The following is a 24592-nucleotide window of genomic DNA, read 5'->3' on the forward strand; positions in this document are numbered from 1 at the left end:
AACCGGACAGTGGAGACGTGCATGGGCATCACAGTCAACTCGATAAGCAAGTCATTCGGCCACGGCGAGGGGGCGGTCCAGGTACTCAAGGACGTCTCCCTCACGGTGGACACCTCGGAGATCTGCTGCGTCGTGGGGGCCAGCGGGTCGGGGAAGTCGACCCTGCTGAACTGCACCGGAGGCCTGGACCGGCCCGACTCGGGCACGATCACCGTGGCCGGCCAGGAGATCACCTCGCTGGGGCACAAGGCGCTGACCCGGTTCCGCCGCCACCACATCGGGTTCGTGTTCCAGTTCTACAACCTCGTCCCCAACCTCACGGCCAGGGAGAACATCGAGGTCTGCGAGTACCTGAGCAGGACCCCCATGCCGCTGGACGAGCTCATTGACGAGCTGGGCCTGGGCGAGCACCAGCACAAGTTCCCCTCCCAGCTCTCCGGCGGCCAGCAGCAGCGGTGCGCGATCGCGCGCGCCCTGGTCAAGCGACCCGCCGTCCTCCTGTGCGACGAGCCCACCGGCGCGCTGGACTACGAGATGTCCAGGGAGATGCTCCGGCTGCTGGAGCAGGTCAACCAGGACCACGGGACCACGGTGGTCATCGTGACCCACAACCAGGCGATATCCGCGATGGCCCACCGCACGGTCACGGTCAGGGACGGACGCGTCGAGGACGTCTCCCTCACACCGAGCCCCGTGCCCGCGTCCAGCCTGTCCTGGTGAGAGAGCTGAGGGAGTCTGAGCCATGAGCACGCGCGTGCTACGTCGGCGCAGCATGAGGGACCTGCGCGACCACGCAGTTAGGTACGCAGGCTCGGCGCTGCTGGTCCTGCTGGGCGTGTTCGTCGCCACCGGCATGTCCGCGGGAAGCGAGACGGCCCTGGGCACCGTCCTGGACAACCACGAGGCCGCCCACGTCGAGGACGTCTCCATGACGACCTCCGGCCCCCTTGACGCCCAGGTCCTCGAGGCCCTGGAGCACAGGGGCGTGCAGGTCGAGCGGTCGGACTACCTGGACGTGTCCGGGCCAGGTGACAGCACCAGCACTGGCAGTCCTGACAGCACTGTGCGCGTCTTCCAGGACCGCTTAGAGATCAACACCGTCACCCTGGACTCCGGGAGCCTGCCGCAGTCCTCCGACGAGGTCGTCGTCGAGAAGCTCTACGCCGCAGCCCACCGCCTGGACGTCGGCTCCAGCATCGAGCTGGACGGCGCCTCCTACACCGTCAGCGGCCTGGGATCCACCCCCGACTACTCCACCGTCGTGTCCCGGGCCTCCGGCGTCATCGCTGACGCCGAGACCTTCGGCACCGCCTTCGTCTCGCCGCAGGGATGGCAGCGCCTGGCAGACGGCTCCCGCACACCCGTGAGCGCCTACTCCTTCCTGCTGGGAGACTCCGGCCTAAGTGCCGAGGACCTGGCCACCGAGGTCGCTGAGACGTCGGCCAAGGTCGCGGCCCGGTCCCGCCAGCAGCCGGACGCAGGAGACGCATCCGACCCGGCTAGCCTGGCTGACGCGGCCGTCTCAGCGGTGTCAGTCACCTCCTTCCTCAAGCAGGAGGACAACCCGAGGATCGTCGCAGCCGCGGACGACCTGCGGCTCACCACGCAGACCGCCCGCCTGGCGGGAGGCATCGCCATGCTCCTCATCGCCTACGTGCTGGCCACCCTGGTCGCGGAGAGCATCCGCAGGGACTCCCCGGTGATCGGCACCTTCTACGCGCTGGGGCTGACCCGTGGCGAGCTGATCCGGCACTACATGACTCTGCCCCTGGCCCTGACGGCCGCCTCCGCCGTGGTCGCCACGGGCGCGGGTGCCCTGGCCGCCCCCTACATGCAGAACCAGACGAACTACTACTCGCTCCCCGCCGTCCACGCCAGTGTCACACCGCTGACGGTGGTCTACGGCCTGGCGGCCCCGCTGGTGTCGGTCACGGTGGTGGGCTACATGGTGCTCAGGCGGAGGCTGTCCAAGGAGCCCCTCCAGCTCCTGCGGCGCGACCTCGGCAGGACCCGCCCGCCTAGGATCAGGCTCTCCAGGCTGTCCTTCGCCGCCCGGTTCCGGGTCCGTCACGCGCTGCGGGAGTACCGGACCTACCTGCTCATGCTGTGCGCGATGCTCCTGTCCGTCCTTCTGCTCGTCCTCAGCCTTGGCATGAGGGCCAGCATCGCCGCCTATGCCGATGACGTCAGGTCAGGTATCCCCTTCGGCTACATGTACGTGCTGGCTGGCGACCTCCCGTCCTCGCAGCACCCCGGCGACCTCCCCGACGACCTCCTCGATGACCTCCCCGACGACGCCGAGCTGGCCTCGGTCCGCTCGGTGTCCCTGTCACGGCCCCTGTCGCGCTCCTCAGGCGCGGGGCCTGACAACGTGAGCCTCATCGGGGTCAGTGAGGGCAGCCGCTACTTCACCCAGGACCTCCAGGTCCCCGCGGCGGACCACGTCTACGTGTCCGAGCCCATGGCACTGCGCCACTCGCTGTCTGCCGGCGACCAGCTCACCCTCACCACGGCAGACGGCCAGGGCCATGACGTCGTCGTCGAGGGGACCGTCTCCTACCCCGAGCCCATGGTCTTCTCGCCCCGGGCCAGCGCCAACGAGCTGCTCGGCGAGCAGCCCGACTCCGCCAACGCCGTCCTGACCAGCGCCGAGGACGACGCCCTGGCCCGGCAGGCCGTCACCACCGTCAGCCGCAGCGGCATCATCAAGGGGGTCGACACGATGGCCAGCCTCATGGCGACCCCGGTCTACACCGTGCTGGCAGCCTCGGTGGCCCTGCTGGTCCTCGTCATGCTGCTGCTGATGAGGATGGCCATCGACAAGGAGACCTACTCCATCTCCTTGATGAGGACCCTGGGCTACTCCGAGCGCGAGGTCGGCTCGTTCTACCTGGACAGCTACCTGCTGCTCGCGGTCGTGGCCCTCCTGGTAGGGGTGCCCCTGTCGGTGGCGGTCATGCGCCCTGTGTGGCAGGTCCTCATCGCAAGCGTGTCCTTCTCCATCGAGTTCGTCCTGCCCTGGGGCTCTGTGGCCGTCATCGCGGCGCTGGTCATCACCACCTGTGCCGCCGCACGCCTCGCCGCCGGGCGCCACCTGAGCAGGGTGGAGGCCACGGAGATCCTCAAGGACAGGGAGTAGGCCACAGGGAGCAGGTCCGGCCGCGCCCCGCCCCCGGCCACGCGCCCGGCGCTGGCTAGCAGCCGCGAGCCCGCCCGTACCACCGCACGTATGAGGCTAACCACACTTGCCGTCAGCAAGACGCTGTGCCTAGCATCCCTGTCATGACCTCCCAGCACGCGCTGCGCACCGTCGGGCACCGCCTCGCGGTGGGTCGGCGTGCCCATGCTTGGGTCATGTGTTGTCAGGCCTGACCAGCGCCTGAGACCCAGCGGGAGGCACCTGCCACGCTGAGCAACGACTCGGGCGCGACGACGCGTCCGGGCGGCCTGCTGCTCTCACGAGGCCCCAGCACCCAGACAGCTCTCGACGGCACTGCCAGCTGTGCCCAGACGACTGCTCCGGACGCTCCCCACCCACACACGGAGAAGCCTGGAGAAGCCATGAGCACCGCAGACAGGCCCGGTACCACCGGTACCGGCACCCGCCCGCAGCCAGCGGAGAGGGTACGCCCTCCGCGCAAGGCCCGTCCCAACGGCCAGTGGGCCGTCGACGGCACCACCCCGCTCAACGAGAACGAGGCCGTCAAGCAGCAGGGTCCCCCGCTGGAGGTGCGTGAGCGCATCCTCTCCACCTACGCCACTGGCGGCTTCGAGTCGATCGACCCTGACGACCTCCATAGCCGCTTCCGCTGGTGGGGCCTGTACACCCAGCGCCGACAGGGGATCGACGGCGGGCGCACCGCCCAGCTCGACATCTCCGAGCTGGAGGACCACTACTTTCTTCAGCGCATCCGCCTGGACGGAGGCAGCCTCAACCGCGAGCAGCTGCGCACCATAGGCGGGATCTCCAACGACTTCGCACGCGGCACCGCCGACCTCACCGACCGGCAGAACATCCAGCTCCACTGGGTCGAGATCGCCAGCGTGCCCGAGATGTGGCGGAGGCTGGAGTCCGTGGGCCTGACCACTATCGAGGGCTGTGGGGACACGCCGCGCGGCTTCCTCGTCTCCCCCGTGGCCGGTATCGCCAAGGACGAGGTCATCGACCCCACCCCCGTGGCCCAGGCCATCAGGGACACCTATCTGGGCGACCCCGAGCTGGCCAACCTGCCCCGCAAGTTCAAGACTGCCTTGACCGGCTCCCCCACCCTGGACGTGCTCCACGAGATCAACGACATCGCCCTGGTGGGAGTCAGGCACCCCAAGCTGGGCCCCGGCTACGACCTGTGGGTTGGTGGCGCCCTGTCCACCGCCCCGCGCCTGGGCCAGCGCCTGGGAGCCTTCGTCAGCCAGGAGGACGCCCTGGACGTGTGGCACGGGGTCATCAGGATCTTCCGCGACTACGGCTACCGCCGACTGCGCAACAAGGCCCGGCTCAAGTTCCTTATGGCCGAGTGGGGGCCGCAGCGCTTCCGTCAGGTCCTCCAGGAGGAGTACCTGGGGCGGACGCTGCCCGACGGGCCACCGCCCGAGCCACCCCGAGGCGACAGCGACCACATCGGTGTCCACGAGCAGAAGGACGGCCTGTTCTGGGTGGGAGCCAAGCCACCTGTGGGACGGCTGTCCGGAGACGTCCTGCTGGGCCTGGCCGACCTGGCCGGGCGGCTGGGCAGCGACCGGGTGCGCACCACACCCTCCCAGAACCTGCTCCTGCTCGACGTCCCCCCCGAGCGGGTCCCTGAGGCCGTCAGCGGACTACGCGAGCTGGGCCTGGAGGCGCAGCCGGGTGTCTTCCAGCGCCACACCATGGCCTGCACCGGCCTGGAGTTCTGCAAGTTCGCCATCGTGGAGACCAAGAGGCTGGCCGAGCGCGTCACCGCCGAGCTCGACCAGCGCCTGGCCGACCTGGGCGAGGCCGGCCCGGACCGCAGGATCACGCTGACCGTCAACGGCTGCCCCAACTCCTGCGTACGCATCCAGACCGCCGACATCGGGCTCAAGGGGCAGATCATCACTGTCGACGGCGAGCAGGTCCCCGGCTTCCAGGTGCACCTGGGAGGTGGCCTGGCCACGGCTGGGCGCTCCGAGGCGGGGCTGGGACGCACGGTGCGGGGCCTCAAGGTGCCCGCCAGCGACCTGACCGACTACATCGAGCGTCTGGTGCGCCGCTACCTCGCCCAGCGCGAGGACGAGGAGTCCTTCTCCCAGTGGGCGCACCGGGCAGACCAGGAGGAGCTCCAGTGACACCAGCAACGACACCATCCACCACGTCACCGGGGACGCCGGGGGCACAGCTCGGACCGGCGGCAGCAGCACCTGGCGCCCGTGGTCCTCAGTCCTCGGCCCCGCCCACCCGCCCACGCCGCCCCGTCACCGAGCTGCGCGAGCTGGCCGAGCGCGGCGCCCGCGAGCTCGGTCACAACGCCCCCGCGCAGGCCGTGGCCCGCTGGGCGGTGGAGAACTTCCCCGGGACCCTCGCCGTGGCCTGTTCCATGGCCGACGCCGTCCTCCCCCACGTCATCTCCCAGGAGGCGCCCGGCGTCGACGTCCTCTTCCTGGACACCGGCTACCACTTCCCCGAGACCCTCGGCACCCGCGACGCGGTGGCGGCCACCATGGACGTCAACGTGGTGGACGTCGTGCCCCAGGAGAGCGTGGCCGAGCAGGAGGAGCGCCTGGGTGCCGACCTGTGGGCGCGCGACCCGGCCACCTGCTGCCGGCTGCGCAAGGTCGAGCCCCTGAACCTGGCGCTGGGCGGGTACGAGGCCTGGGCCACCGGCGTGCGCCGTGAGGAGGCGCCCACCCGTACTGCGACCCCCCTGGTCGGCTGGGACCAGACCCACCAGATGGTCAAGATCAACCCCCTGGCCCCCTGGAGCCTTGAGGAGCTGATGTCCTACGCAACCGAGCACGGGGTCCTGGTCAACCCGCTGGTCTACGACGGCTACCCCTCCATCGGGTGCGCCACCTGCACCAGGCGGGTCGCCCCCGGTGAGGACCCGCGCTCAGGGCGGTGGGCCGGCTTCAGCAAGACCGAGTGCGGCATCCACCTGTGAGCAGGCAGCCCATCGCATGGCACCAGCACCTCAGGAACCATGTCAGGACCAGCCGCAGCGACCAGCACAGCAGCCACAAGCCACGAGAGCCGGAGAACGATGAGTACGACCACGACATCGAGTGAGACAGCAGCCCCGGTCAGGCAGCCGAGCGCCCCTCCCACGGGACGCGGGCGCCTGGACCACCTGGAGGCCCTGGAGGCCGAGGCGATCCTGGTCATCCGGGAGGTGGTCGCCGAGTGCCGTCGTCCCGTGCTGCTGTTCTCTGGCGGCAAGGACTCCGTGGTCTTGCTCCACCTGGCCCGCAAGGCCCTGTGGCCAGCGCCCGTCCCCTTCCCCGTGCTGCACGTGGACACCGGTCACAACTTTCCCGAGGTCCTGGACTATCGTGACGCTGTTGTCCGTGAGCTGGGGCTGCGGCTGGTGGTCGCCAGGGTGCAGGACTACATCGACGACGGCCGCCTGCGCGAGCGGGCTGACGGCACCCGCAACCCCCTCCAGACCCTTCCCCTGCTGGACGCCATCGCCGACGGAGGGTTCGACGGGGTCTTCGGTGGCGGCAGACGCGACGAGGACCGGGCGCGGGCCAAGGAGCGCGTGGTGTCCCTGCGTGACGAGTTCGGCCAGTGGGACCCGCGTAACCAGCGCCCCGAGCTGTGGAACCTGTTCAACACCCGCCACCGCCCGGGTGAGCACGTGCGGGTCTTCCCGCTGAGCAACTGGACCGAGCTGGACGTGTGGCGCTACGTCGAGCGTGAGGACATCAGGCTGCCCAGCCTCTACTACGCCCACGAGCGCGAGGTCGTCTCCCGCGACGGCATGTGGGTGGCTGTGTCTCCCGTGACCGTGCCGCGGGACGGGGAGGAGGTGGTCACCCGCACCGTGCGCTACCGCACTGTGGGCGACATGTCCTGCACCGGCGCGGTTCTGTCCCGCGCCGCCACCAACCACGAGGTCGCCGTCGAGGTCGCCGCCTCCACTGTGACCGAGCGGGGCGCCACCCGTGCTGACGACCGCCTCAGCGAGGCCGCGATGGAGGACCGCAAGAAGGAGGGCTACTTCTGATGGACACCCTGGCCCAACCAGCCCAGTCGGCCCCGCCGCAGGCGCCAGCCGACCAGCCGGCCCAGCACTCACCCGTCGGCGGGCTGCTGCGCCTGGCCACCGCCGGCAGCGTCGACGACGGCAAGTCCACGCTCGTGGGCCGCCTGCTCCTGGACTCCAGGTCGGTGCTGCGCGACCAGATGGCCGCCGTCGAGCAGGTCAGCCTCGACAGGGGGCTGACCAGCGCGGACCTCGCTCTGCTCACCGACGGCTTGCGGGCCGAGCGCGAGCAGGGCATCACCATTGACGTCGCCTACCGCTACTTCGCCACCACGCGGCGCTCCTTCATCCTGGCTGACTGCCCCGGTCACGTGCAGTACGCCCGCAACACGGTCACCGGCTCCTCCACCGCCGACGTCGTGGTGCTGCTGGTGGACGCCCGCCACGGCGTGGTGGAGCAGACCCGCAGGCACCTGGCGGTGGCCGCGCTGCTGCGCGTGCCCAACGTGGTGGTCGCGGTCAACAAGATCGACCTAGTGGGGTTCTCCGCCCAGGCCTACCAGGAGGTCGACACCCAGGTTCACGAGGTCGCCTCCGGGCTGGGAGTCAGGCAGGTACGCACACTACCCACCTCCGCGCTGCTGGGGGACAACGTGGTGGAGGCCTCCCAGCGCACCCCCTTCTACACAGGCCCCACCCTCCTGGGCCTGCTGGAGACCCTGCCCGCCCAGGTCGAGGAGGCAGGACTGCCCTTCCGCATGCCGGTCCAGATGGTCATCCGCCCGCAGGCCGCGGCCCCCAGCGAGGAGCTGCGTGACTACCGCGGCTACGCGGGCCAGGTCTCCTCCGGCAGTGTGCGGGTGGGCGAGGAGGTGGTAGCGCTGCCCAGTGGCAGGCGCTCCACCGTTGCCAGCATCGACCTGGCCGACACCCGACTGGGCGAGGCCTCAGCCGGGCAGTCGGTGACGATACGCCTGGCCGACGACATCGACCTCGCCCGCGGGGACACCCTGGCCTGCGCCAGCATGCCGCCCCAGCCTGTACGCAGGCTTCAGGCCGACCTCGCCTGGCTGAGCGAGGACCCGCTGCGGCCACGCACCCGGGTGCTGCTCAGGCACGGTACTCAGACCGTCCAGGCCCTCGTGGAGGAGCTCGAGGGACGCCTCGACCTCGACGACCTGACCACCACACCGACCACCTCCCTGGTACTCAACGACATTGGCCGCGTCCGGCTGCGCCTGGCCTCCCCCGTCCCGGTGGAGGACTACTCCGTCTCCCGCCGCGACGGGGCCTTCCTCCTCATCGACCCTCAGGACGGGGGGACCCTGGCGGCGGGCATGGCCCGTCTGCCCCACGGCGCGCAGCCTGCCCCAGCGCCCCCGGAAGCCGGGATGGTCCTGCCGTGAGCGCCGTACGGGACACCTCCGGACTCCCTGCCCACCACCGGGCTACCGGGCCTGGCTCCCAGGGCTGGGTGGCACTGATCGGCGGAGGGCCCGGTGCCGCCGACCTCATCACGGTCCGTGGCCAGCGGCTGCTCGCCCAGGCTGACGTCGTGGTCACCGACGCCCTGGCCCCCCGGGCCCTGCTCGACGAGGGCCTCCCGGGACCGGCAGGCGGCGCCTCAGGGGTCGGCGCAGAGATCATTGACGCCTCCAAGCGACGGGGCAGCCACACCATGGACCAGCGCGACATCGACGCCGTCCTGGTGGAGCGCGCCCTGAGGGGCCAGCGTGTGGTCCGGCTCAAGGGCGGCGACCCCTACGTCCTGGGACGCGGGGGCGAGGAGGCGGCTGCCTGCCGCAGCTCGGGTGTGCCGGTGGAGGTCGTACCCGGGGTGACCAGCGCCGTGGCCGTGCCCGCAGCCGCGGGCATCCCGGTCACCCACCGGGGCCTGTCCCGCGGGTTCACCGTGGTCACCGCCCACGCCGACCTCGGGGAGGTGCCCCGCAGGCGGGACCACACCCTCATCCTGCTCATGGGGGTCACCCACCTGGAGGCCTCGGTGGGGGTGCTGCTTGAGACCGGGCACGACCCGGCGACACCCGTGGCCGTCATCGAGCGCGGCTACCACCCCGACCAGCGGGTGACCACCACGGTGCTGCGGTGCCTGCCCGACGTGGCCGCCAGGGTGGGCGTGAGCGCCCCGGCGGTCATCGTCATCGGCGACGTCGTCACGGTCAGCCCGGCCTGGGCTGACCGGGTCACAGCTGGGTCCACGGCTGGCTGAAGGAGCTCTCACCATGCGCACACTTGTCCTCCTGGCCGTCTTCGGCCTGGTCGCACAGCTGGTGGACGGCACCCTGGGAATGGGGTACGGGCTCACATCCTCCTCCCTGCTCCTGCTGGCCGGGCTGAGCCCGGCCACGGCCTCCGCCAGCGTCCACCTCGCTGAGATCGGTACCACGCTGGCTGGCGGCGCCTCCCACTGGGGCCTGGGCAACACCGACATGCGTCTGGTGGCCCGCCTGGGCCTGCCCGGGGCGCTGGGGGCCTTCCTGGGAGCGAGCATCCTGTCCCGCCTGCCGGTCCGGGCGGCCACCCCGGTCACGGCCACCCTCCTGGCCGTCCTGGGGGTCTACGTGCTGGCACGCTTCACACTGCGTCCTGCGCGGCAGGGCGGGACACGCACGTGCCCGCACCGAACCCGCTTCCTGGCGCCGCTAGGAGTCGTAGGCGGGTTCTTGGACGCCACCGGGGGCGGCGGCTGGGGACCAGTAGTCACCACCGCACTCATGTCCTCGGGCAGGACGGCCCCCCGCACGGTGGTGGGCTCGGTCAGCGCCTCGGAGTTCCTCGTCACCGTAGCGGCCTCCCTCGGCTTCCTCGCCGGGCTGGGCGGCACCGGTATCCGTCCTGGCGTGGTGGCGGCACTGCTGGCAGGCGGGCTGGTGGCCGCGCCGGTGGCGGCCTGGCTGGTGGCCAGGCTGCCCACGGGCGTCCTGGGCGCCGCGGTGGGCGGCCTCATTGTGGCCACGAACCTGCGTACCCTGCTGGCCTGGGCTGAGGCCTCGGCCCAGGCCTACGCCATCACCTACACGCTGCTGGTACCCACCTGGCTGGTCCTGCTGTGCCTGGCTGTCAGCCGGTCCCACACCGGACAGGCAGGGCGGGCGGCCACGAGCCTGTCCCGCCCCCAGCGACAGAAGGTCGGCGTATGAGCGGCACGAGCCGCGCGGCGCGTGGAAGCCAGCCGCCCCTGGTCCTGCTGGCCCACGGGTCGAGGTACCCCGCACGCTACCCACCGCTGGCCCGCACCGTGCAGCAGGTCCGCACGGCGCTGCCCCGGGTCGAGGTGCGCTCCGGCTACGTCGACCTGCAGGAGCCCGGGCCCGAGGCGGCTCTGGAGGGGCTCACCGGCCCTGTGGTTCTTCCGTTCTTCCTGGCCCGGGGCTACCACGTCCTCCACGACGTCCCCGCTGCCGTCCACCGGCACGGCTCGGGGACGGTGACCACCCACCTGGGGAGTGACAGCCAGGTGGTCACGGTGGTCGCCCAGAGGCTGGACCAGGCGGCACGGCACCTGGGCGGGACCGAGGCGCTGGACCACGTCGTCCTGGGCGCCGCAGGGTCGCGCAACCGCGCGGCACTGGCTGAGGTTGAGGCCGTCTCAGCCAGGTTGTCTCAGCTCCTGGGCCTGCCGGTGACAACGGCCTACCTGTCCGCGTCGGGACCCAGCGTGGCCCAGGCGGTCCGCTCCGCCCGACTGCGCGGGGCCGCCCGGGTGGGCGTCGCCACCTACCTGCTGGCCCAGGGACGCTTCCACCAGGCGCTGGGCACCACAGGGGCCGACATCGTGGCTGATCCTGTGGGAGGGCACCCCGGCCTGGCGGAGGTAGTGGCACGCCGCTACCTTCAGGCCGTGGACCGCCAGCAGCCAGGCACAACGCCATCTCTCCCGCTCTACCCGTCCGTCCTGCCAGCTCTGGCAGGTCTGTCAGCCCGGCACCCCCAGGCCTGAGCGGCCAGGCAGGTCGATAAGGCGCATCTCGCGGCGGCTCAGGCTGCGCACCCGTTCGGTCAGCGCCTGGGCGGCGTCGTCCTGGCTGGCCAGGGGGTCGGGCAGGTCCACTGGCGTGGTGGGCGGGGAGTCCAGGCGCAGGCTCTCCCAGGTCACCGAGAAGTCTGCCCCCCGGGCCAGGCAGGCCCGGACAAACTCCCCACGCAGCGCGGCCCGTGTGGGCGGGGGCTGGGTGCGGGCCCGGGCCGTCTCCTCCGGGTCGCACAGACTGGCCAGACCACCCTGCTGGCGCAGCCGCGCGGTCAGGCCGGTGTCGGCGTCCAGGTCGTGGTAGGCCAGGTCCACCCGGGTGCGCAGCACCTCCAGGGCCCTGCCGCCCAGATCAGGGTGGCGCGCACGATGTGCCCGCATGACCCGCCTCTTGACCGCCCAGTCGATCTCGGTGTCGATGCCGCTGGCGTCACGGGTGCGCAGGGCGGTAACCACCCTGGGGGCGAGGTCACGCAGCAGGTGGTCGGCCCCTTCCAGGGCGGGCGGAGTGCCCTCGGTCTCCAGACGGCGTGCCAGCCGCTCGGCGAAGGCCTCCTGGACGTCGACGGCACTGAGCTCGCGGCCCCGGCAGGTGCGCGCCTCGGCCTCGCCCCAGGCACTGGTGCCCAGGCGGCCCAGCACCGCCAGAGGATCGGCCAGGACCAGGTCAGAGAAGTCCTCCCCCGCCTCCAGGGCGTCCAGGAGCAGGAGGGTCAGCACGCTGCGCAGGCCCGCCGTGGGCTCGGCCATGGTGGTGTCCGCGCAGGTCACGTGCAGGCGGCGCAGACGCTCACGGTCGGCGTGGGGCTGGTCACGGGTGTTGACCAGGGCCCGCTGCCCGGTGGTGTCCGCCGAGGCCAGGGCGCGCAGATGAGGGGCGCGCGGAGACAGCCCCCAGCAGGCGTCCTCCGACAGGTCCACCTGGTCCCCCCGGGTGTCCCGGCCCGGCAGCTCGTGGCCCTCCTGGCCGGGCGCGCCCCCGGGCAGCGGCACCCCGGTACCCACCAGGACGGGCCGGGTAGCCAGGAAGGAGGCGAGCACCGGCATCACAGCCTCAATGTCCAGGCTGCGGGGCACGGAGTAGTTCTCGTGGCAGCCGTAGGTGTGCCCGGCGGAGTCCGTGTTGTTGGCCAGGACGTGGATGCGTGCGGGCGTGCCGCGGCGCGACAAGGTGGTGGTGGCCCGCCGCGCCATGGCGGCCAGGAGCGCGCGCCCGGCCTGGTCCTGGGCCACCAGGTCGCGCACGGTGGCGCACTCCGCGGTGGCGTACTCCGGATGGGAGCCGACGTCGAGGTAGAGCCGCCCCCCGTTGGGCAGGAAGAGGTTGTCCGAGCGGTAGCCCTCAGGGCGGTGGCGCAGCAGGAAGGCGGCGGCCTCCTGCGCCCCCATAAGGTCCGCTGGCCCTGTGGAGCCAGTGGAGTCCGCCGACTCAGCAGGACCCGTGCGCCCGGTGGGCGCGTCTGCCCTGGCCCCGACCGCCCCGCGCAGCGGGGCGCAGACCACAGCCAGCTCGGTCTCCAGACCTGTGACGCGCCCGGGGCGGCTGGCCATCCCTGTGCCTGGGAGGCTCTCCGGGCGGCTCACTGGCCACCCTTCTGGACGAACCCGCGAACAAACTCCTGGGCATCCACCGCCAGGACCTCGTCGATGACGTCAAGCACAGAGTCAAGGTCCTGGCCGCGGGCGGGCCCCGCGGGGGCGGGGGGCGGGGTGTCGTCGGGCGCGGGGTCGTCGTGGTGGGAGCGCGAGGGCTGGGCGAACTCACTCATGGGTGCCTCCTGGCGGGTCAGGCTGTCAGGTCGACTCTGCTGTGCTGTCTGTCTGCGTGCTGGGCTGGGCTGCCTGTCTCACTACCTGCGTGCAGCCGGGCGGCTCACGGGTCCCGGGCACGGCTCCAGGCACGCGGCACACTCACACCGTGCCACAGCGCGCCCCGGCTCACAGCGCACGCTCCCGCTGGAGCACCCGCATGGACACTACCGCGGCACCACGCCGTCCTGCCACGCGCGCCCAGTCGTCGGGGTGGACGGTGGCAGGCAGTCCCTCGTTCTCCACGATCTCCTCCACGACGGCGTGCTCCAGGTGCCCGGCCCCCAGGCCGCGCGCACCGGTAGTCACCAGCTCCTTGACAGCCGCCTTCTTGGCGCGGTCCACAATGTTGGCCAGCATCGCCCCGGAGACGAGGTCGGCAACGTGGAGGATCTCCACCTCGCCGTCGGCACGGCTCAGCTCGACCATCTCGGTGGCGGTGGTGCGCGTGTAGAGCCGTGCCACGACGTCGTCGGCCAGGGCGGCCACCGCCGCCGCCGGCGAGCCGTGGGCAGCCACCAGGTCCTCGCGCAGGGGCAGGTCCTCGGTGAGGTAGGTGGCCAGGATCTCCCGGGCACCGTCAGCGTCAGGGCGGGCGACGTGGATCTTGACGTCCAGGCGGCCCGGCCGCAGGATCGCCGGGTCGATCATGTCCTCCCGGTTGGTGGCGCCGATGACCACGACGTTGTCCAGCTCGTCCACGCCGTCGATCTCGGCCAGCATCTGGGGCACCACGGTGGTCTCCACGTCCGAGGACCGCCCCGAGCCGCGGGTACGGAACAGGGAGTCCATCTCGTCAAAGAAGACGACCACGGGGATCCCCTCGGCGGCCTTCTCCCGGGCGCGGGCGAAGATGACGCGGATGCGCCGCTCGGTCTCGCCCACGTACTTGTCCAGCAGCTGGGGGCCCTTGATGTTGAGGAAGTAGGAGTCCTGGCCGCTGCCCTGCCCCAGGGAGGCGGCCACGGCCTTGGCAATGAGGGTCTTGCCGCATCCGGGCGGGCCGTAGAGGAGCACGCCGCGCGGCGGGGCCAGGCGGTGCTCCCGGTAGAGGTCGGGGTGGAGAAACGGCAGCTCGACGGCGTCGCGGATGAGGTCGATCTGGCCACCCAGGCCACCGATATCGGTGTAGGAGACATCAGGCACCTCCTCCAGGAGCAGGTCCTCGACCTCGGCACGCACCACTGCGCGCATGGCCATGCGCGCGGTCAGGTCCGCCACCAGGGCGTCACCCACCCGGGGCCGTGCACGCTCCAGCTCCTCGGACAGGGCCAGGACCTGTTCCTCGTCGTGACGGGCCAGCACCAGCACGGTGGAGTCCGCGTAGGTCTCCTTGACGGTGACTACGTCACCGAAGCGTGGCGCCGGGGCCACGGCGGTGATGACCAGGTGCTCGTTGAGGACCACGTCGGTGCCGGGGGCCAGGGTGGAGGCGATGACGCCCGGCCCCACCCCCACCCGGTGGCGCCTACCCGCCAGGGAGACGTCCGCGGTGCGCTCGGTGGCGTCAACGGCGAGCACGGTGGCGTGGGCCAGGGGCGGGGCCTGGAGGGCCTTGACGTCGTCGTGGAGGGTGGCCAGCTCGGTGCGTGCCGCCCGCAAGGCGCTGGCCAGGTGGTTGTTCTTGCGGGTGAGGGCACCCACCTGCTCGGTCAGCTCGCGCAGACGGGAGTCGGCACCCTCAGCCTCCCCGACCGCAGATGGGACAGCGGTCTCCGCAGGCCCCGGGCTCCCTGTGCTCTCAGGGCTCTCCGGAGCGGGTGAAGCGGACGTCGCCTGAGACGCCCGTGGCGTACGAGAGGTGGCGGCCATGGGTCCTCTGCTGCCTCCTGTCCCTGCCTGCGTGCGGGCGGTCCTCCTCGACCTCGCACCTGGTACAAGAGTACCAAGTTCGCCCGGGCCACGTTCATCCGGGTTCACCTGGACGTCCCCGGACTCACCCAGACAGTGTCCCTTCCGTCCCTTCCGTCCTTTCCGACCCTTCCGTCCGTGCTTCCCTGCTCCCAGAGCGCCGGGACGCGCACTGTCCCGACCTACTCCCGACCCACTCCCGACCTACACTGTCACGATCACGTCGTCAGATGACACTGTGGCTATGGTGCCGTCAGTGCCGTCCCGCTCACCGCTCAGGAGCGGCGAGCTCGTCCAGCAGCGTCTCGACCTCGTCCATGACGGCCGCCGCCACCCAGACGCGGTCGCGCCTGCGCTGAACCGCCAGCCGCAGGACACCCGCCGAGGTCAGGGAGTCCAGGGCGGCATAGGTCGCGGAGACCGAGGCCCCGCTCACCTCCCGGGCGTCCTCGGCATCCAGGACCGGGTGGTCCAGGAGCGCCCCCAGGAGAGCCGCCTCCGCGGATCCAGCGCGCGGAGCGCGCACCTGGCGCCACTGCCGGGGAAGAGCCTCCAGCCTGTCAGCCGCACGCTCGGAGGCGAGGACCGCGCGCTGCACGGCGTCGGCCAGCAGCAGGACGATCTGGTCGGCGTCACCGTGCCGGTAGGAATCCAGCGCCGCGAAGTAGGTCTGCCGCCGCCCGGCCAGCGCGGCCGCCACCGGAACCGGCACCAGGGCTGGGGAGGCTGGGCGGATCCCGGCTCGACGACGCAGGACTGCGTGGATGAGAGCACGACCAATCCGGCCGTTGCCGTCCACGAAAGGGTGGATGGACTCGAGCTGGGCGTGCACCAGGGCAGCCTGCGCCAGGGCTGGCAGGTCCGTGCGGGCCGCCAGGCCCAGGAGGTCATCCATGCAGGCTGGGACACGGTCTGGTGAGGGCGGGACGTGGAGGGCACCCCGCGGGGAGTAGTCAGAGCCCCCGATCCAGTTCTGGACGGTACGCAGCCTGCCCACCTGGTCCCAGGAGCCCACAGATCCCACAGCCTCTTCTCCCATGAGCTCACGATGCGCCGCAAGCAGGTCCTCTAGGGTCAGGACGTGGTCGTCCGCTGCTGCTAGCAGCAGCCGTGCCGCCCGCGCCGCTGCCGCCACCTGACGGGCGCCCGTAGGCGTCCTCACCCCGAGCGAGGCTGCGGCCACCTGGTCAGCATGGGCCTGCACCTCCTCAATGCGGGAGGAGGCGATTGACTCCCCTCTCGCCAACAGGTCGGTGACAGGTCCGAGGAGCCTGGCAGAGGACCGCCCGGAGAAGGCGGCCAGTGCCGTCGCCGCCTCGTCAACTTGCCTGAGGACGCCCGCCCCCGGCAGGTACTGGGCCTGGGCGACAGCCGGGGGCACCGTAGCGGTGTACTCCGTGAGCAGGCGGTCAGCCCGCGGCCCACGTGCGCGCGGCACCCACGGCAGCGTCTCGGCACCGTGAGCAGGCCAGCCGCTACGGGCGGCAGCGCCCGCACCGGCAGCACCGCCAGGGCCAGCCGCGCCGGTGCTGGTCGTGTCACTCACCCTGCCGACCTCCTCCTGACACGGTATCTGCCCCTACCGGTCCCGACGCCGTCACGAACCTACAAACCTGGAGCACCGCCCCGTTGTTCCAGGTTAGCATCCACAACCTGGAACAACGGAGCGTGGCCCAGCCTCCTCTCTCTCCTCACCTCACAGAGGCCGGAGTCGTGGCCGAGCCGCCTCACGTGCCAGAATCTGCCCCATGTCTGAGACCTCCACGCCCGCCGAGGGCTCCCGCCACCTCCCCTCCGAGCTCCACAGCCCGCGCGTGCCCGGCAAGGTCAGCACCGACGGCCTGGAGGAGACCTGGGGGCAGCGCTGGGAGGAGGAGGGCGCCTACGCCTTCGACCGGGACGCGCAGCGCCACGAGGTCTTCTCCATCGACACCCCGCCGCCCACGGTCTCCGGCTCCCTGCACGTGGGCCACGTCTTCTCCTACACCCACACCGACACGATCGCCCGCTACCAGCGCATGCGTGGAAAAGCCGTCTTCTACCCCATGGGCTGGGACGACAACGGCCTGCCTACCGAGCGCCGCGTCCAGAACTACTTCGGGGTGCGCTGCGACCCCTCCCTGCCCTACGACCCGGACTTCACCCCGCCCCACACCGGCGGGGAGGGGAAGTCGGTCAAGGCCCGGGACCAGGTGCCGGTCTCGCGCCGGAACTTTGTCGAGCTGTGCGAGCGCCTCACCGTGGAGGACGAGGCCCAGTTCGAGGCCCTGTGGCGCCGCCTGGGCCTGAGCGTGGACTGGTCACAGACCTACCAGACCATCGGCCCGCGCGCCCGCACGGTGGCCCAGGCCGCGTTCCTGCGCAACCTGGCCCGTGGTGAGGCCTACCAGGCCGCTGCCCCTGGCCTGTGGGACGTCACCTTCCAGACTGCGGTAGCCCAGGCCGAGCTGGAGTCACGGGAGTACCCCGGCTTCTACCACCGCCTGGCCTTCCATGTCACTGACGCCCAGGTCGCCGCGCAGGCGGCCGCAGCCGGGGCGCCGGTCGAGGACGGCCCGGGGGGTACCAGGGACGTGTGCATCGAGACCACCCGGCCCGAGCTCCTGGCCGCCTGCGTGGCGCTGGTGGCCCACCCCGACGACGAGCGCTACCAGCCCCTGTTCGGCGCCACCGTCACCTCACCCGTATTCGGTGTCGAGGTGCCGGTCCTGGCACACCCGGCGGCGGAGATGGACAAGGGTGCGGGCATCGCCATGTGCTGCACCTTCGGTGACACCACCGACATCGACTGGTGGCGGGACCTGGACCTGCCGCTGCGGGCGATCCTGCGCAAGGACGGTCGGATCGAGACCGAGGTGCCGCAGTGGATCACCCAGGAGGCGGGCCGCCAGGCCTACGCGGCCATGGCGGGCAAGACCGCCTTCTCCGCCCGGCAGGTGGTGGTGGAGGCCCTGACCGCCTCCGGGGAGATGCGCGGGGAGCCGGTCCGCACCGTGCGCCAGACCAACTTCTTCGAGAAGGGCGACAAGCCCCTGGAGATCGTCACCTCCCGGCAGTGGTACATCCGCAACGGCGGCAGGGCCTGGACCAACCCGGCCTCGGGCAGGGACCTGAACGCCGAGCTTCTGGAGCGCGGCCGTGAGCTGGCCTTCCACCCCGACTTCATGCGGGTGCGGTACGAGAACTGGGTCACAGGCCTCAACAACGACTGGCTTATCTCCCGCCAGCGCTTCTTCGGCGTCCCCTTCCCGGTGTGGTACCGGGTGGGCGCCGACGGCCAGGTGGACTACGACGCCGTCATCACCCCGGAGGAGTCCGCCCTGCCGGTGGACCCCTCCTCTGACCCGGCCCCCGGCTACACCGAGGACCAGCGGGGGGTACCCGGCGGGTTCGTCGGCGAGGTGGACATCATGGACACCTGGGCCACCTCCTCCCTGACGCCCCAGCTCGCCTCGGGGTGGCTGACCGACGAGGACCTGTTCGCCCGGGTCTACCCCATGGACCTGCGCCCCCAGGGACAGGACATCATCCGCACCTGGCTGTTCTCCTCGGTGGTGCGCGCCAACCTGGAGTTCGGCGCCCTGCCGTGGGCCAGCACCGGGCTGTCAGGGTGGATCCTGGACTCCGACCACAAGAAGATGTCGAAGTCCAAGGGTAACGTGGTCACCCCCATGGGCCTGCTGGAGCAGTTCGGCGCCGACGCCGTGCGCTACTGGGCGGCCTCGGCCCGCCTGGGCCTGGACGCGGCCTTCGAGGAGTCCCAGATCAAGATCGGCCGACGCCTGGCCATCAAGATCCTCAACGCCTCCAAGTTCGCCCTGTCCATGGGGATCCCCTGGGACGCCGACGAGGAGGCCCGTGCCGCCGCACCCGCGCCCCGCCTGGACGCCTCCCAGGTGACCGAGCCCCTTGACCGGGCCGTGCTGGCGGCGCTGGCAGATGTGGTGGAGGCGGCGACCACCGCCTTCGACAGCTACGGGCACGCCCGCGCCCTGGAGGTCACCGAGTCGTTCTTCTGGACCTTCTGCGACGACTACATCGAGCTGGTCAAGGACCGTGCCAACGACGCCGAGGGCACCCACACGGCTGGTGCCGTGCGCAGCGCCCGGACCACCCTGGCGCTGGCGGTGGACACCTTCGTGCGGCTGCTCGCCCCGTTCCTGCCCTACGCCACCGAGGAGGTGTGGAGCTGGTACCGCACAGGCTCAGTGCACCGCTCCGCCTGGCCTGAGGCGGCACCGCTGCGCCAGGCCGCTCAGGGTGCGGACCCCACCCTGGTGTCCCAGGCGGGCACCGTCCTGGCCGCGCTGCGGCGGGTGAAGTCGGAGGCCAGGACCAGCCAGAGGACCCCGATCCTCAGCGCCGTGCTGGAGGTCGCTGCCGACTACGAGCCAGCCGTGGAGGCGGTGCGCTCCGACCTGGTGGAGGCCGCCAAGGTCACCGGCTCCTTCAGCGTCAAGGTCGCCGGGGCGGTCCAGGGCGCGGACGTAGCCACTGAGCCTGTTGACAGTGGTATTGCGGCTGCCGACAGCCCGGACACCGGTGCCACGGGCCAGGACGCTGAGGCTGGTAGCAGTCACGGGGAGGTACCGGTGCGGGTCCGCTCCGTCGAGCTGGATGAGGCACCGGCCCGGCCAGCCCGATCCACCACCTAACTACCTTCCGAACCTGGACAGGCTCCAAGGGGACAAGCCCCGACAAGAGGACATACCCGGGAGGCGGGTCGGAAGCTCCTGGAAAGGCCCATCGCTCCTCAGCCCCGCCGGGGCCACGGGGGCGCCGTCGAGCCGTGGTCATAGAGAATCCCGTCCATGAGGGTGTGCTCGCAGAAGGTCGGTTCGGCACTGACGCGCACCATGAGGTCCCCGGCAGCACAGCCCATGGCCGCGCGGTCCACGCTGACCTCGCTAACCAGTCTCTCCTGGACGTCCCGGAACCCCGTCGCCCCCAGGCTGATGAGGGAGAAGCCCTCAGGGATGCTCAGCCCGCGCGCCAGCGCCGCGGCAACAAGGCCACCCATCGCCTCCGGGTTATTCGACACCACTGCGGTGCACCCCTCCACCAGCGTGTCATTGTCCAGGACCCGCAGCCCCTGCGCCACGTTCTCAGGCACAGGAACCTCCAGGTGGAACAGGCCCCGGCGTCGCGCCGCCTGGCGCAGGGCACGGCGCTGGGCCTGGTAGGCGTTAGCCTTCTGCGTCTTGTCACCGCGCATGAGGAACACCAGGCGCCGGTGCCCCAGGCCCGCCAGGTGGCTCACGGTCAGGTCAGCCATCTGCTCAAAGTCAGCGTCCACGCTCGGGGCCCCGCCCTCCTGCCGGGAGGTGCCGATGAGGACGGTGGGCATCTCCTCGTCCAGCAGCATCCGCTCCCGCTCGTCCCCCACGGTCACGTCCATGAGCACAGCCGCGTCCAGCGTCTGGGAACGCACCAGGCCGCGCAGGGAACCCAGGAGGCTGTCACGGTGGAGCACCGGCACCGAGACCTGGATGCCCTCGGACTCCAGCCGCGAGCGCACCCCGTCCACGTAGTCCAGGTCCGACAGGTCGATGCCGGCCCGCTCCATACGGAAGAGAACCCCGACCGAGCGGGGGACGCGGGAGGCCAGCGACCGCGCGGCCGTGTTGGGCTGGTATCCGAGCTCACGCACCGCCCGCATGACGCGCTCACGAGTCTGCCTACGGGTGGGGCGCTCACCGGTGAGGACGTAGGTGACCGTGGACGGTGAGACGCCAGCCCTTCTGGCGACGTCGGCACGGGTAGCCACCATACAGTGCACCTCCTCGACAGGCTCAACAGGCTCGCGTTCCCCACGGTGCCACCCCTGAGGACGAGGCAGCCGCCTCCGGGCGGATCGGCACAGGCCGACCCCAACCGCCTCCAGGCCATCGCAACCAGTGGGCCACCAGGTGCAGACGAACCCGGCCTAGCACCCGGTCACTGGGCTCGGGGCGACTCGGCTGACTGGAGCCAGCAGGCCGAGCCAGCAGGCAGTACCAGCCCGTCGGCAGCCTGGCCCTCATCCTCACCCCAGGAGGTGAGAACCAGACGACCACTCCCTCCGAGACTGCTGAACGGAATCTCCGTGTCCGTCGTATTGAGCACGACGGCGGTAGCCCCGTTGCGCAGCGACAGGACCCCCTCAGGTGCCTCCTGCCAGCTCACCCCTCCGCGTCCCAGCCCCAGCTCACGGCGCAGCCGCAGCGTGCGGCGGTAGAGGCCCAGGGTGGAGGCCGGCTTCCCCTCCTGGGCTCCCGGGGCGTACTCACCCCACCCCTGGGGCTGAGGCAGCCAGCTGCGGCCGGTGTCGTTGAACCCGTAGGCAGGTCCGTCCTGGGACCACGGCAGCGGCACCCGGCACCCGTCCCGGCCGCGCACGACGTGCCCCGTACGGCTCCAGGTGGGGTCCTGACGCGCGGAGTCCTCCATCGTGGTGTGCTCGGGCAGGCCCAGCTCCTCCCCCTGGTAGAGGTAGGCGCTGCCCGGCAGCCCCAGCATGAAGACGGTGGCCCCGCGCGCCCGGCGCAGTCCCAGGGCGGTGTCAGGCTGCGGGTCGCCCGCACCGATCCCCAGGTCGGTCCTGGTGCCGGGCGGGTAGGCGAAGCGGGTCATGTGGCGCACCACGTCGTGGTTGGACAGTACCCAGGTGGTGGGTGCCCCCACGGCGTCGTTGGCCCGTAGCGAGGAGTCGATGACCTGCCGCATCCGTGCGGCGTCCCAGCCCGCCTGCAGGAAGGCGAAGTTGAAGGCCTGGCTCATCTCGTCGGCGCGCACGTAGCGGGCGGCCTCCTCCTCGGGCTGGACCCAGGCCTCGGCGACCAGGAGTATGTCGGGGGCCAGGGTGTCGAGGAGCGAGCGCCACTCGCGGTAGACCTCGTGGACCCCGGGCTGGTTGAAGGCGGGGCCGACGTCCGGCTGCTTTGCGGGGGACTCCCCCACTGCGTCCTCCTCGGCCCTCCACCGGTCCGGACCGATCTCGTCGTCAGGTAGCCCCTCCGCCTTGACCAGGCTGTGGGCCACGTCCACCCTGAAGCCGTCCACACCGCGCTCCACCCAGAAACGCAGGACACGGCGGAAGTACTCGCGGACCTCCTCGTTGTCCCAGTTGAGGTCGGGCTGCTCGGCAGCGAACAGGTGCAGGTACCACCAGTCCCGATCCTGCCCCCGCCCTGTCAGCGGCTCTACCTGCTGCCAGGCGGGACCACCGAACAGCGAGCCCCAGTTGTTGGGCGCCGCACCCGGGCTGCGGCGGAACAGGTAGCGGTCCCTCTCGCGGGACCCGGGTCCCGCTTCCAGGGCGGCACGGAACCACTCGTGGCGGTCCGAGGTGTGGTTGGGCACCAGGTCGACCACCACGCGGATGCCGGCCTGGTGCAGGTCCGCCACCAGGGCGTCGAAGTCCTCCAGGGTCCCGTACTCGGGGGCGACGTCGAAGTAGTCGCTGACGTCGTAGCCGGCGTCCACCTGCGGGGAGGGATAGAAGGGGGACAGCCACACCGCGTCCACGCCCAGGTCCACCAGGTGGGGCACACGGGCACGGATACCGGGCAGATCCCCTATGCCGTCACCGTCGGCGTCAGCAAAGGAGCGCGGGTAGATCTGGTAGATGACGGCGTCGCGCCACCAGGCGTCCTGGTCGGTGCGGGCCAGCAGTGCGGCAGAGCGGGTCATCTCTTCTCCAAGGAGCAAGCGGGTCGGGGGGCAGCGGACAACCACCGAGGAGCCGGACAGCTGTGGGTCCTACTTGACGCCTCCTGCGGCCAGGCCGGCCACGATCCGACGCTGGAAGAGCAGCACCATGGCCACCAGCGGCAGGGTCATGACCACCCCGGCGGCCATCTGGGAGCCGAAGGGCGTGTTGAACTGGGAGGCGCCGGTGAACTTGGACAGCAGCACCGTGGCCGGCTGCATGGAGGGCTCCTGGATCATGGTCACCGCCACGAGGAACTCGTTCCACGCACCGATGAAGATGATGATGGCCGTGGTGAAGATGCCCGGTGCCGCCAGGGGGAGGATGACCCGGCGGAAGGCCTGCCCCGGCGTGCACCCGTCCACCATGGCGGCCTGCTCCAGCTCCTGGGGCATCTGCCTGAAGAAGCTGGTCAGGTTCCACACGGCCAGGGGCAGGGAGAAGGACAGGTCCGGGATAATCATCGCCTGGTAGGTGTCGGTCCACCCCCAGGCGGAGAAGTTGCGCAGCAGGGGGACGATGATGGCCACCAGCGGGAACATCGCGGTGGCGATGACCAGCATGAGCAGCATCCCCTTGCCCCGGAAGTCCAGGCGGGCCAGCGCGTAGGAGGCGAAGGTGGCCACGGCCAGCGCCACCACGGTCACCGTCACCGAGACAATGAAGGAGTTGAGCAGCCCGGAGCCAAAGTTGTTCCTGGAGGAGAAGACGGCCAGGTAGTTCTCCAGGGAGGGGTTGGCCGGCCACCAGGTGTTGTCGAAGATCTCGGAGTCAGGCCTCAGGGAGGACACGAACATCCAGTAGAAGGGCGCCAGGCAGTAGATGACGATGAGGATGATCCCCCCGGTGGACAGGAGCTGCCCCCAGTCCGCTCTCCAGGGGCCTCTCCGGCTACGCCCCGCCCGTGAGGCTGCCGTCCGGGCTGCCGTGGCTGCGGTACTCATGCTGTCCTCCCCGTGGTGCTGGCCGTGGTGGTGCTGGTCGTCAGGGTGTGGTGGGTGGCCCCGGTGTCATCCTGCGGGAGTCGGCCCCGCCCCGAGCGCCAGCCGGGCAGGAAGGCGGAGGCGGAAAGCCTGGTCCCCCGGCTGCGGCGAGGCGGCTCGGTGGAGGCTCCTAGGTCCGCACCCAGGACCCTGACGAACACGAAGGCGATGATGAACACGTACAGGAACAGGATCACGGCGTAGGCGGCGGCGCTTCCGTAGCGCAGGTTGGAGGCCTCGTCCTGAACCAGCATGGACAGGGTCTCCACGCTTGACCTCCTGGGGCCGACGAGGATGTAGGGCAGGTCGAACATGCGCAGCGCGTCCAGGGTGCGGAAGAGCACGGCGACCACCAGGGCGGGCTTGACCAGCGGCAGGGTGATGGCGGTGAATCGCCGCCACGCGCTGGCGCCGTCGATCTTGGCCGCCTCGTAGACCTCGTCGGGGATGACCTGTAGGCCGGCCAGGGTGAGCAGGCCGATGTAGGGGGCGGTCTTCCACACGTCGGCGATGATGATGGCCCACTTGGCGCTCCAGTCCCCCGAGGCCCACATGATGTGCTGCCCCAAGATGGCGTTGGCCACGCCCTCCTGGTTGAAGATCCACCCCCACAGGATGGCCGAGACGGCGGTGGGGATCGCCCAGGGGATGAGGATGGAGGCGCGTACGATGCCCCGTCCTCTCATCGCCCTGTGCATGATGAGCGCCATGGCTACGCCCAGGATGGTCTCCAGGACGACGGTGACCACACCGAAGAGCGTGGTGTTGTACAGGGCAGGCCAGAAGCGCTCACCGCCTGAGGTAAAGACGGAGGTGTAGTTGTCCAGACCGACAAACGGCTCGGTGTCGGAGACGAATCCGGTCTCCGGGTCCAGGCCTGCCCGGCCGCGGAAGGACTGCTGGATGGACTGGAAGACGGGAAAGATGATGACGACGGAGAGGACCAGGATGGTCGGGGTGATGAGGATGGCGGCCAGGCGCGACTGCGCCCTGGCGTTCTTGGACCGCGACCTGCGAGCCCGTGGCTGGGCGGGCGCGTCGGTGACTGTGGCTGTCATAAGTGTCCTTGCTGCCTGCGTGGCTGCCTGCGTGCTACCGGTGAGACGAC

At 70.9% G+C, this 24592-nt stretch carries 18 protein-coding genes; 10 read left to right on the forward strand and 8 right to left on the reverse strand.

Translation table 11 applies throughout. The features are described 5' to 3' along the window. The first annotated feature begins 21 nt into the window (after nt 1-21). The 9 genes from D4740_RS04455 (at nt 22) to D4740_RS04495 (ending at nt 11121) form a co-directional block, all read left to right on the forward strand. Nucleotides 22-720, forward strand: coding sequence for an ABC transporter ATP-binding protein (locus D4740_RS04455; RefSeq protein ID WP_119835744.1), 699 nt, complete (start codon nt 22-24; stop codon nt 718-720). Nucleotides 721-742: 22 nt separating this feature from the next. Further along, the gene (locus tag D4740_RS04460) at nt 743-3139 is read left to right on the forward strand and encodes an FtsX-like permease family protein (RefSeq protein WP_147392842.1); all 2397 of its coding nucleotides are present in this window, start codon (nt 743-745) and stop codon (nt 3137-3139) included. Nucleotides 3140-3561: 422 nt separating this feature from the next. Further along, complete coding sequence (locus tag D4740_RS04465) at nt 3562-5304, forward strand: nitrite/sulfite reductase (RefSeq protein WP_119835746.1); 1743 nt, start codon at nt 3562-3564, stop codon at nt 5302-5304. After that, a complete protein-coding gene (locus D4740_RS04470; protein WP_119835747.1) occupies nt 5301-6116 on the forward strand; it encodes a phosphoadenylyl-sulfate reductase in 816 nt (271 codons plus the stop codon). The genes D4740_RS04465 and D4740_RS04470 overlap by 4 nt, the downstream gene beginning before the upstream one ends. 99 nt (nt 6117-6215) lie before the next feature. Next, complete coding sequence (gene cysD / locus D4740_RS04475) at nt 6216-7181, forward strand: sulfate adenylyltransferase subunit CysD (RefSeq protein ID WP_182911338.1); 966 nt, start codon at nt 6216-6218, stop codon at nt 7179-7181. Further along, on the forward strand, nt 7181-8566 hold the full coding sequence (locus D4740_RS04480) for a sulfate adenylyltransferase subunit 1 (RefSeq protein WP_119835749.1): 1386 nt from the start codon (nt 7181-7183) through the stop codon (nt 8564-8566). Before cysD ends, D4740_RS04480 begins: the two co-directional genes overlap by 1 nt. Nucleotides 8567-8634: 68 nt before the next feature. Next, nucleotides 8635-9390 carry a uroporphyrinogen-III C-methyltransferase gene (cobA, locus tag D4740_RS04485; RefSeq protein ID WP_119835925.1) on the forward strand — a complete coding sequence of 252 codons (756 nt, stop codon included), beginning with the start codon at nt 8635-8637 and terminating at the stop codon, nt 9388-9390. Between the two features lie 13 nt (nt 9391-9403). After that, nucleotides 9404-10321 (forward strand): sulfite exporter TauE/SafE family protein, encoded by a 918-nt coding sequence (locus tag D4740_RS04490; RefSeq protein ID WP_119835750.1) that lies wholly within the window; start codon nt 9404-9406, stop codon nt 10319-10321. Next, entirely contained in the window at nt 10318-11121 is an 804-nt protein-coding gene (locus tag D4740_RS04495) for a sirohydrochlorin chelatase (RefSeq protein WP_119835751.1), read from the forward strand. Before D4740_RS04490 ends, D4740_RS04495 begins: the two co-directional genes overlap by 4 nt. On the opposite strand, the gene D4740_RS04500 is transcribed toward D4740_RS04495, so the two are convergent. The 4 genes from D4740_RS04500 to D4740_RS04515 all read right to left on the reverse strand — a co-directional run bounded on the left by D4740_RS04500 (nt 11098) and on the right by D4740_RS04515 (nt 16357). Then, nucleotides 11098-12702, reverse strand: coding sequence for a proteasome accessory factor PafA2 family protein (locus D4740_RS04500; protein WP_119835926.1), 1605 nt, complete (start codon nt 12700-12702; stop codon nt 11098-11100). The two genes, D4740_RS04495 and D4740_RS04500, sit on opposite strands and share 24 nt — an antisense overlap. Before the next feature lie 29 nt (nt 12703-12731). Further along, nucleotides 12732-12920 carry a ubiquitin-like protein Pup gene (locus D4740_RS04505; RefSeq protein ID WP_119835752.1) on the reverse strand — a complete coding sequence of 63 codons (189 nt, stop codon included), beginning with the start codon at nt 12918-12920 and terminating at the stop codon, nt 12732-12734. A 169-nt stretch (nt 12921-13089) separates the two neighbouring features. Continuing rightward, nucleotides 13090-14772, reverse strand: a complete 1683-nt coding sequence (gene arc, locus D4740_RS04510) for a proteasome ATPase (RefSeq protein WP_119835753.1) — start codon at nt 14770-14772, stop codon at nt 13090-13092. Nucleotides 14773-15079: 307 nt separating this feature from the next. After that, nucleotides 15080-16357: a Fic family protein gene (locus D4740_RS04515; protein ID WP_220475013.1), complete on the reverse strand. Its 1278-nt coding sequence runs from the start codon at nt 16355-16357 to the stop codon at nt 15080-15082. A gap of 202 nt (nt 16358-16559) precedes the next feature. Here D4740_RS04515 and valS point away from each other — a divergent pair, with 202 nt between their 5' ends. Next, on the forward strand, nt 16560-19466 hold the full coding sequence (gene valS / locus D4740_RS04520; RefSeq protein WP_119835754.1) for a valine--tRNA ligase: 2907 nt from the start codon (nt 16560-16562) through the stop codon (nt 19464-19466). A gap of 98 nt (nt 19467-19564) precedes the next feature. On the opposite strand, the gene D4740_RS04525 is transcribed toward valS, so the two are convergent. From D4740_RS04525 to D4740_RS04540, 4 genes are all read right to left on the reverse strand, one after another. Continuing rightward, entirely contained in the window at nt 19565-20581 is a 1017-nt protein-coding gene (locus D4740_RS04525; RefSeq protein WP_119835755.1) for a LacI family DNA-binding transcriptional regulator, read from the reverse strand. 167 nt (nt 20582-20748) lie between these two features. Further along, on the reverse strand, nt 20749-22482 hold the full coding sequence (locus tag D4740_RS04530) for a glycoside hydrolase family 13 protein (protein WP_119835756.1): 1734 nt from the start codon (nt 22480-22482) through the stop codon (nt 20749-20751). Between the two features lie 69 nt (nt 22483-22551). Next, complete coding sequence (locus D4740_RS04535; RefSeq protein ID WP_119835757.1) at nt 22552-23445, reverse strand: carbohydrate ABC transporter permease; 894 nt, start codon at nt 23443-23445, stop codon at nt 22552-22554. Beyond that, nucleotides 23442-24542, reverse strand: a complete 1101-nt coding sequence (locus D4740_RS04540; protein WP_119835758.1) for a carbohydrate ABC transporter permease — start codon at nt 24540-24542, stop codon at nt 23442-23444. Before D4740_RS04540 ends, D4740_RS04535 begins: the two co-directional genes overlap by 4 nt. Nucleotides 24543-24592: the final 50 nt, after the last annotated feature.

Origin of the sequence: Actinomyces sp. 2119 (assembly GCF_003591215.1) — a bacterium.
Taxonomy (GTDB): domain Bacteria; phylum Actinomycetota; class Actinomycetes; order Actinomycetales; family Actinomycetaceae; genus Actinomyces; species Actinomyces lilanjuaniae.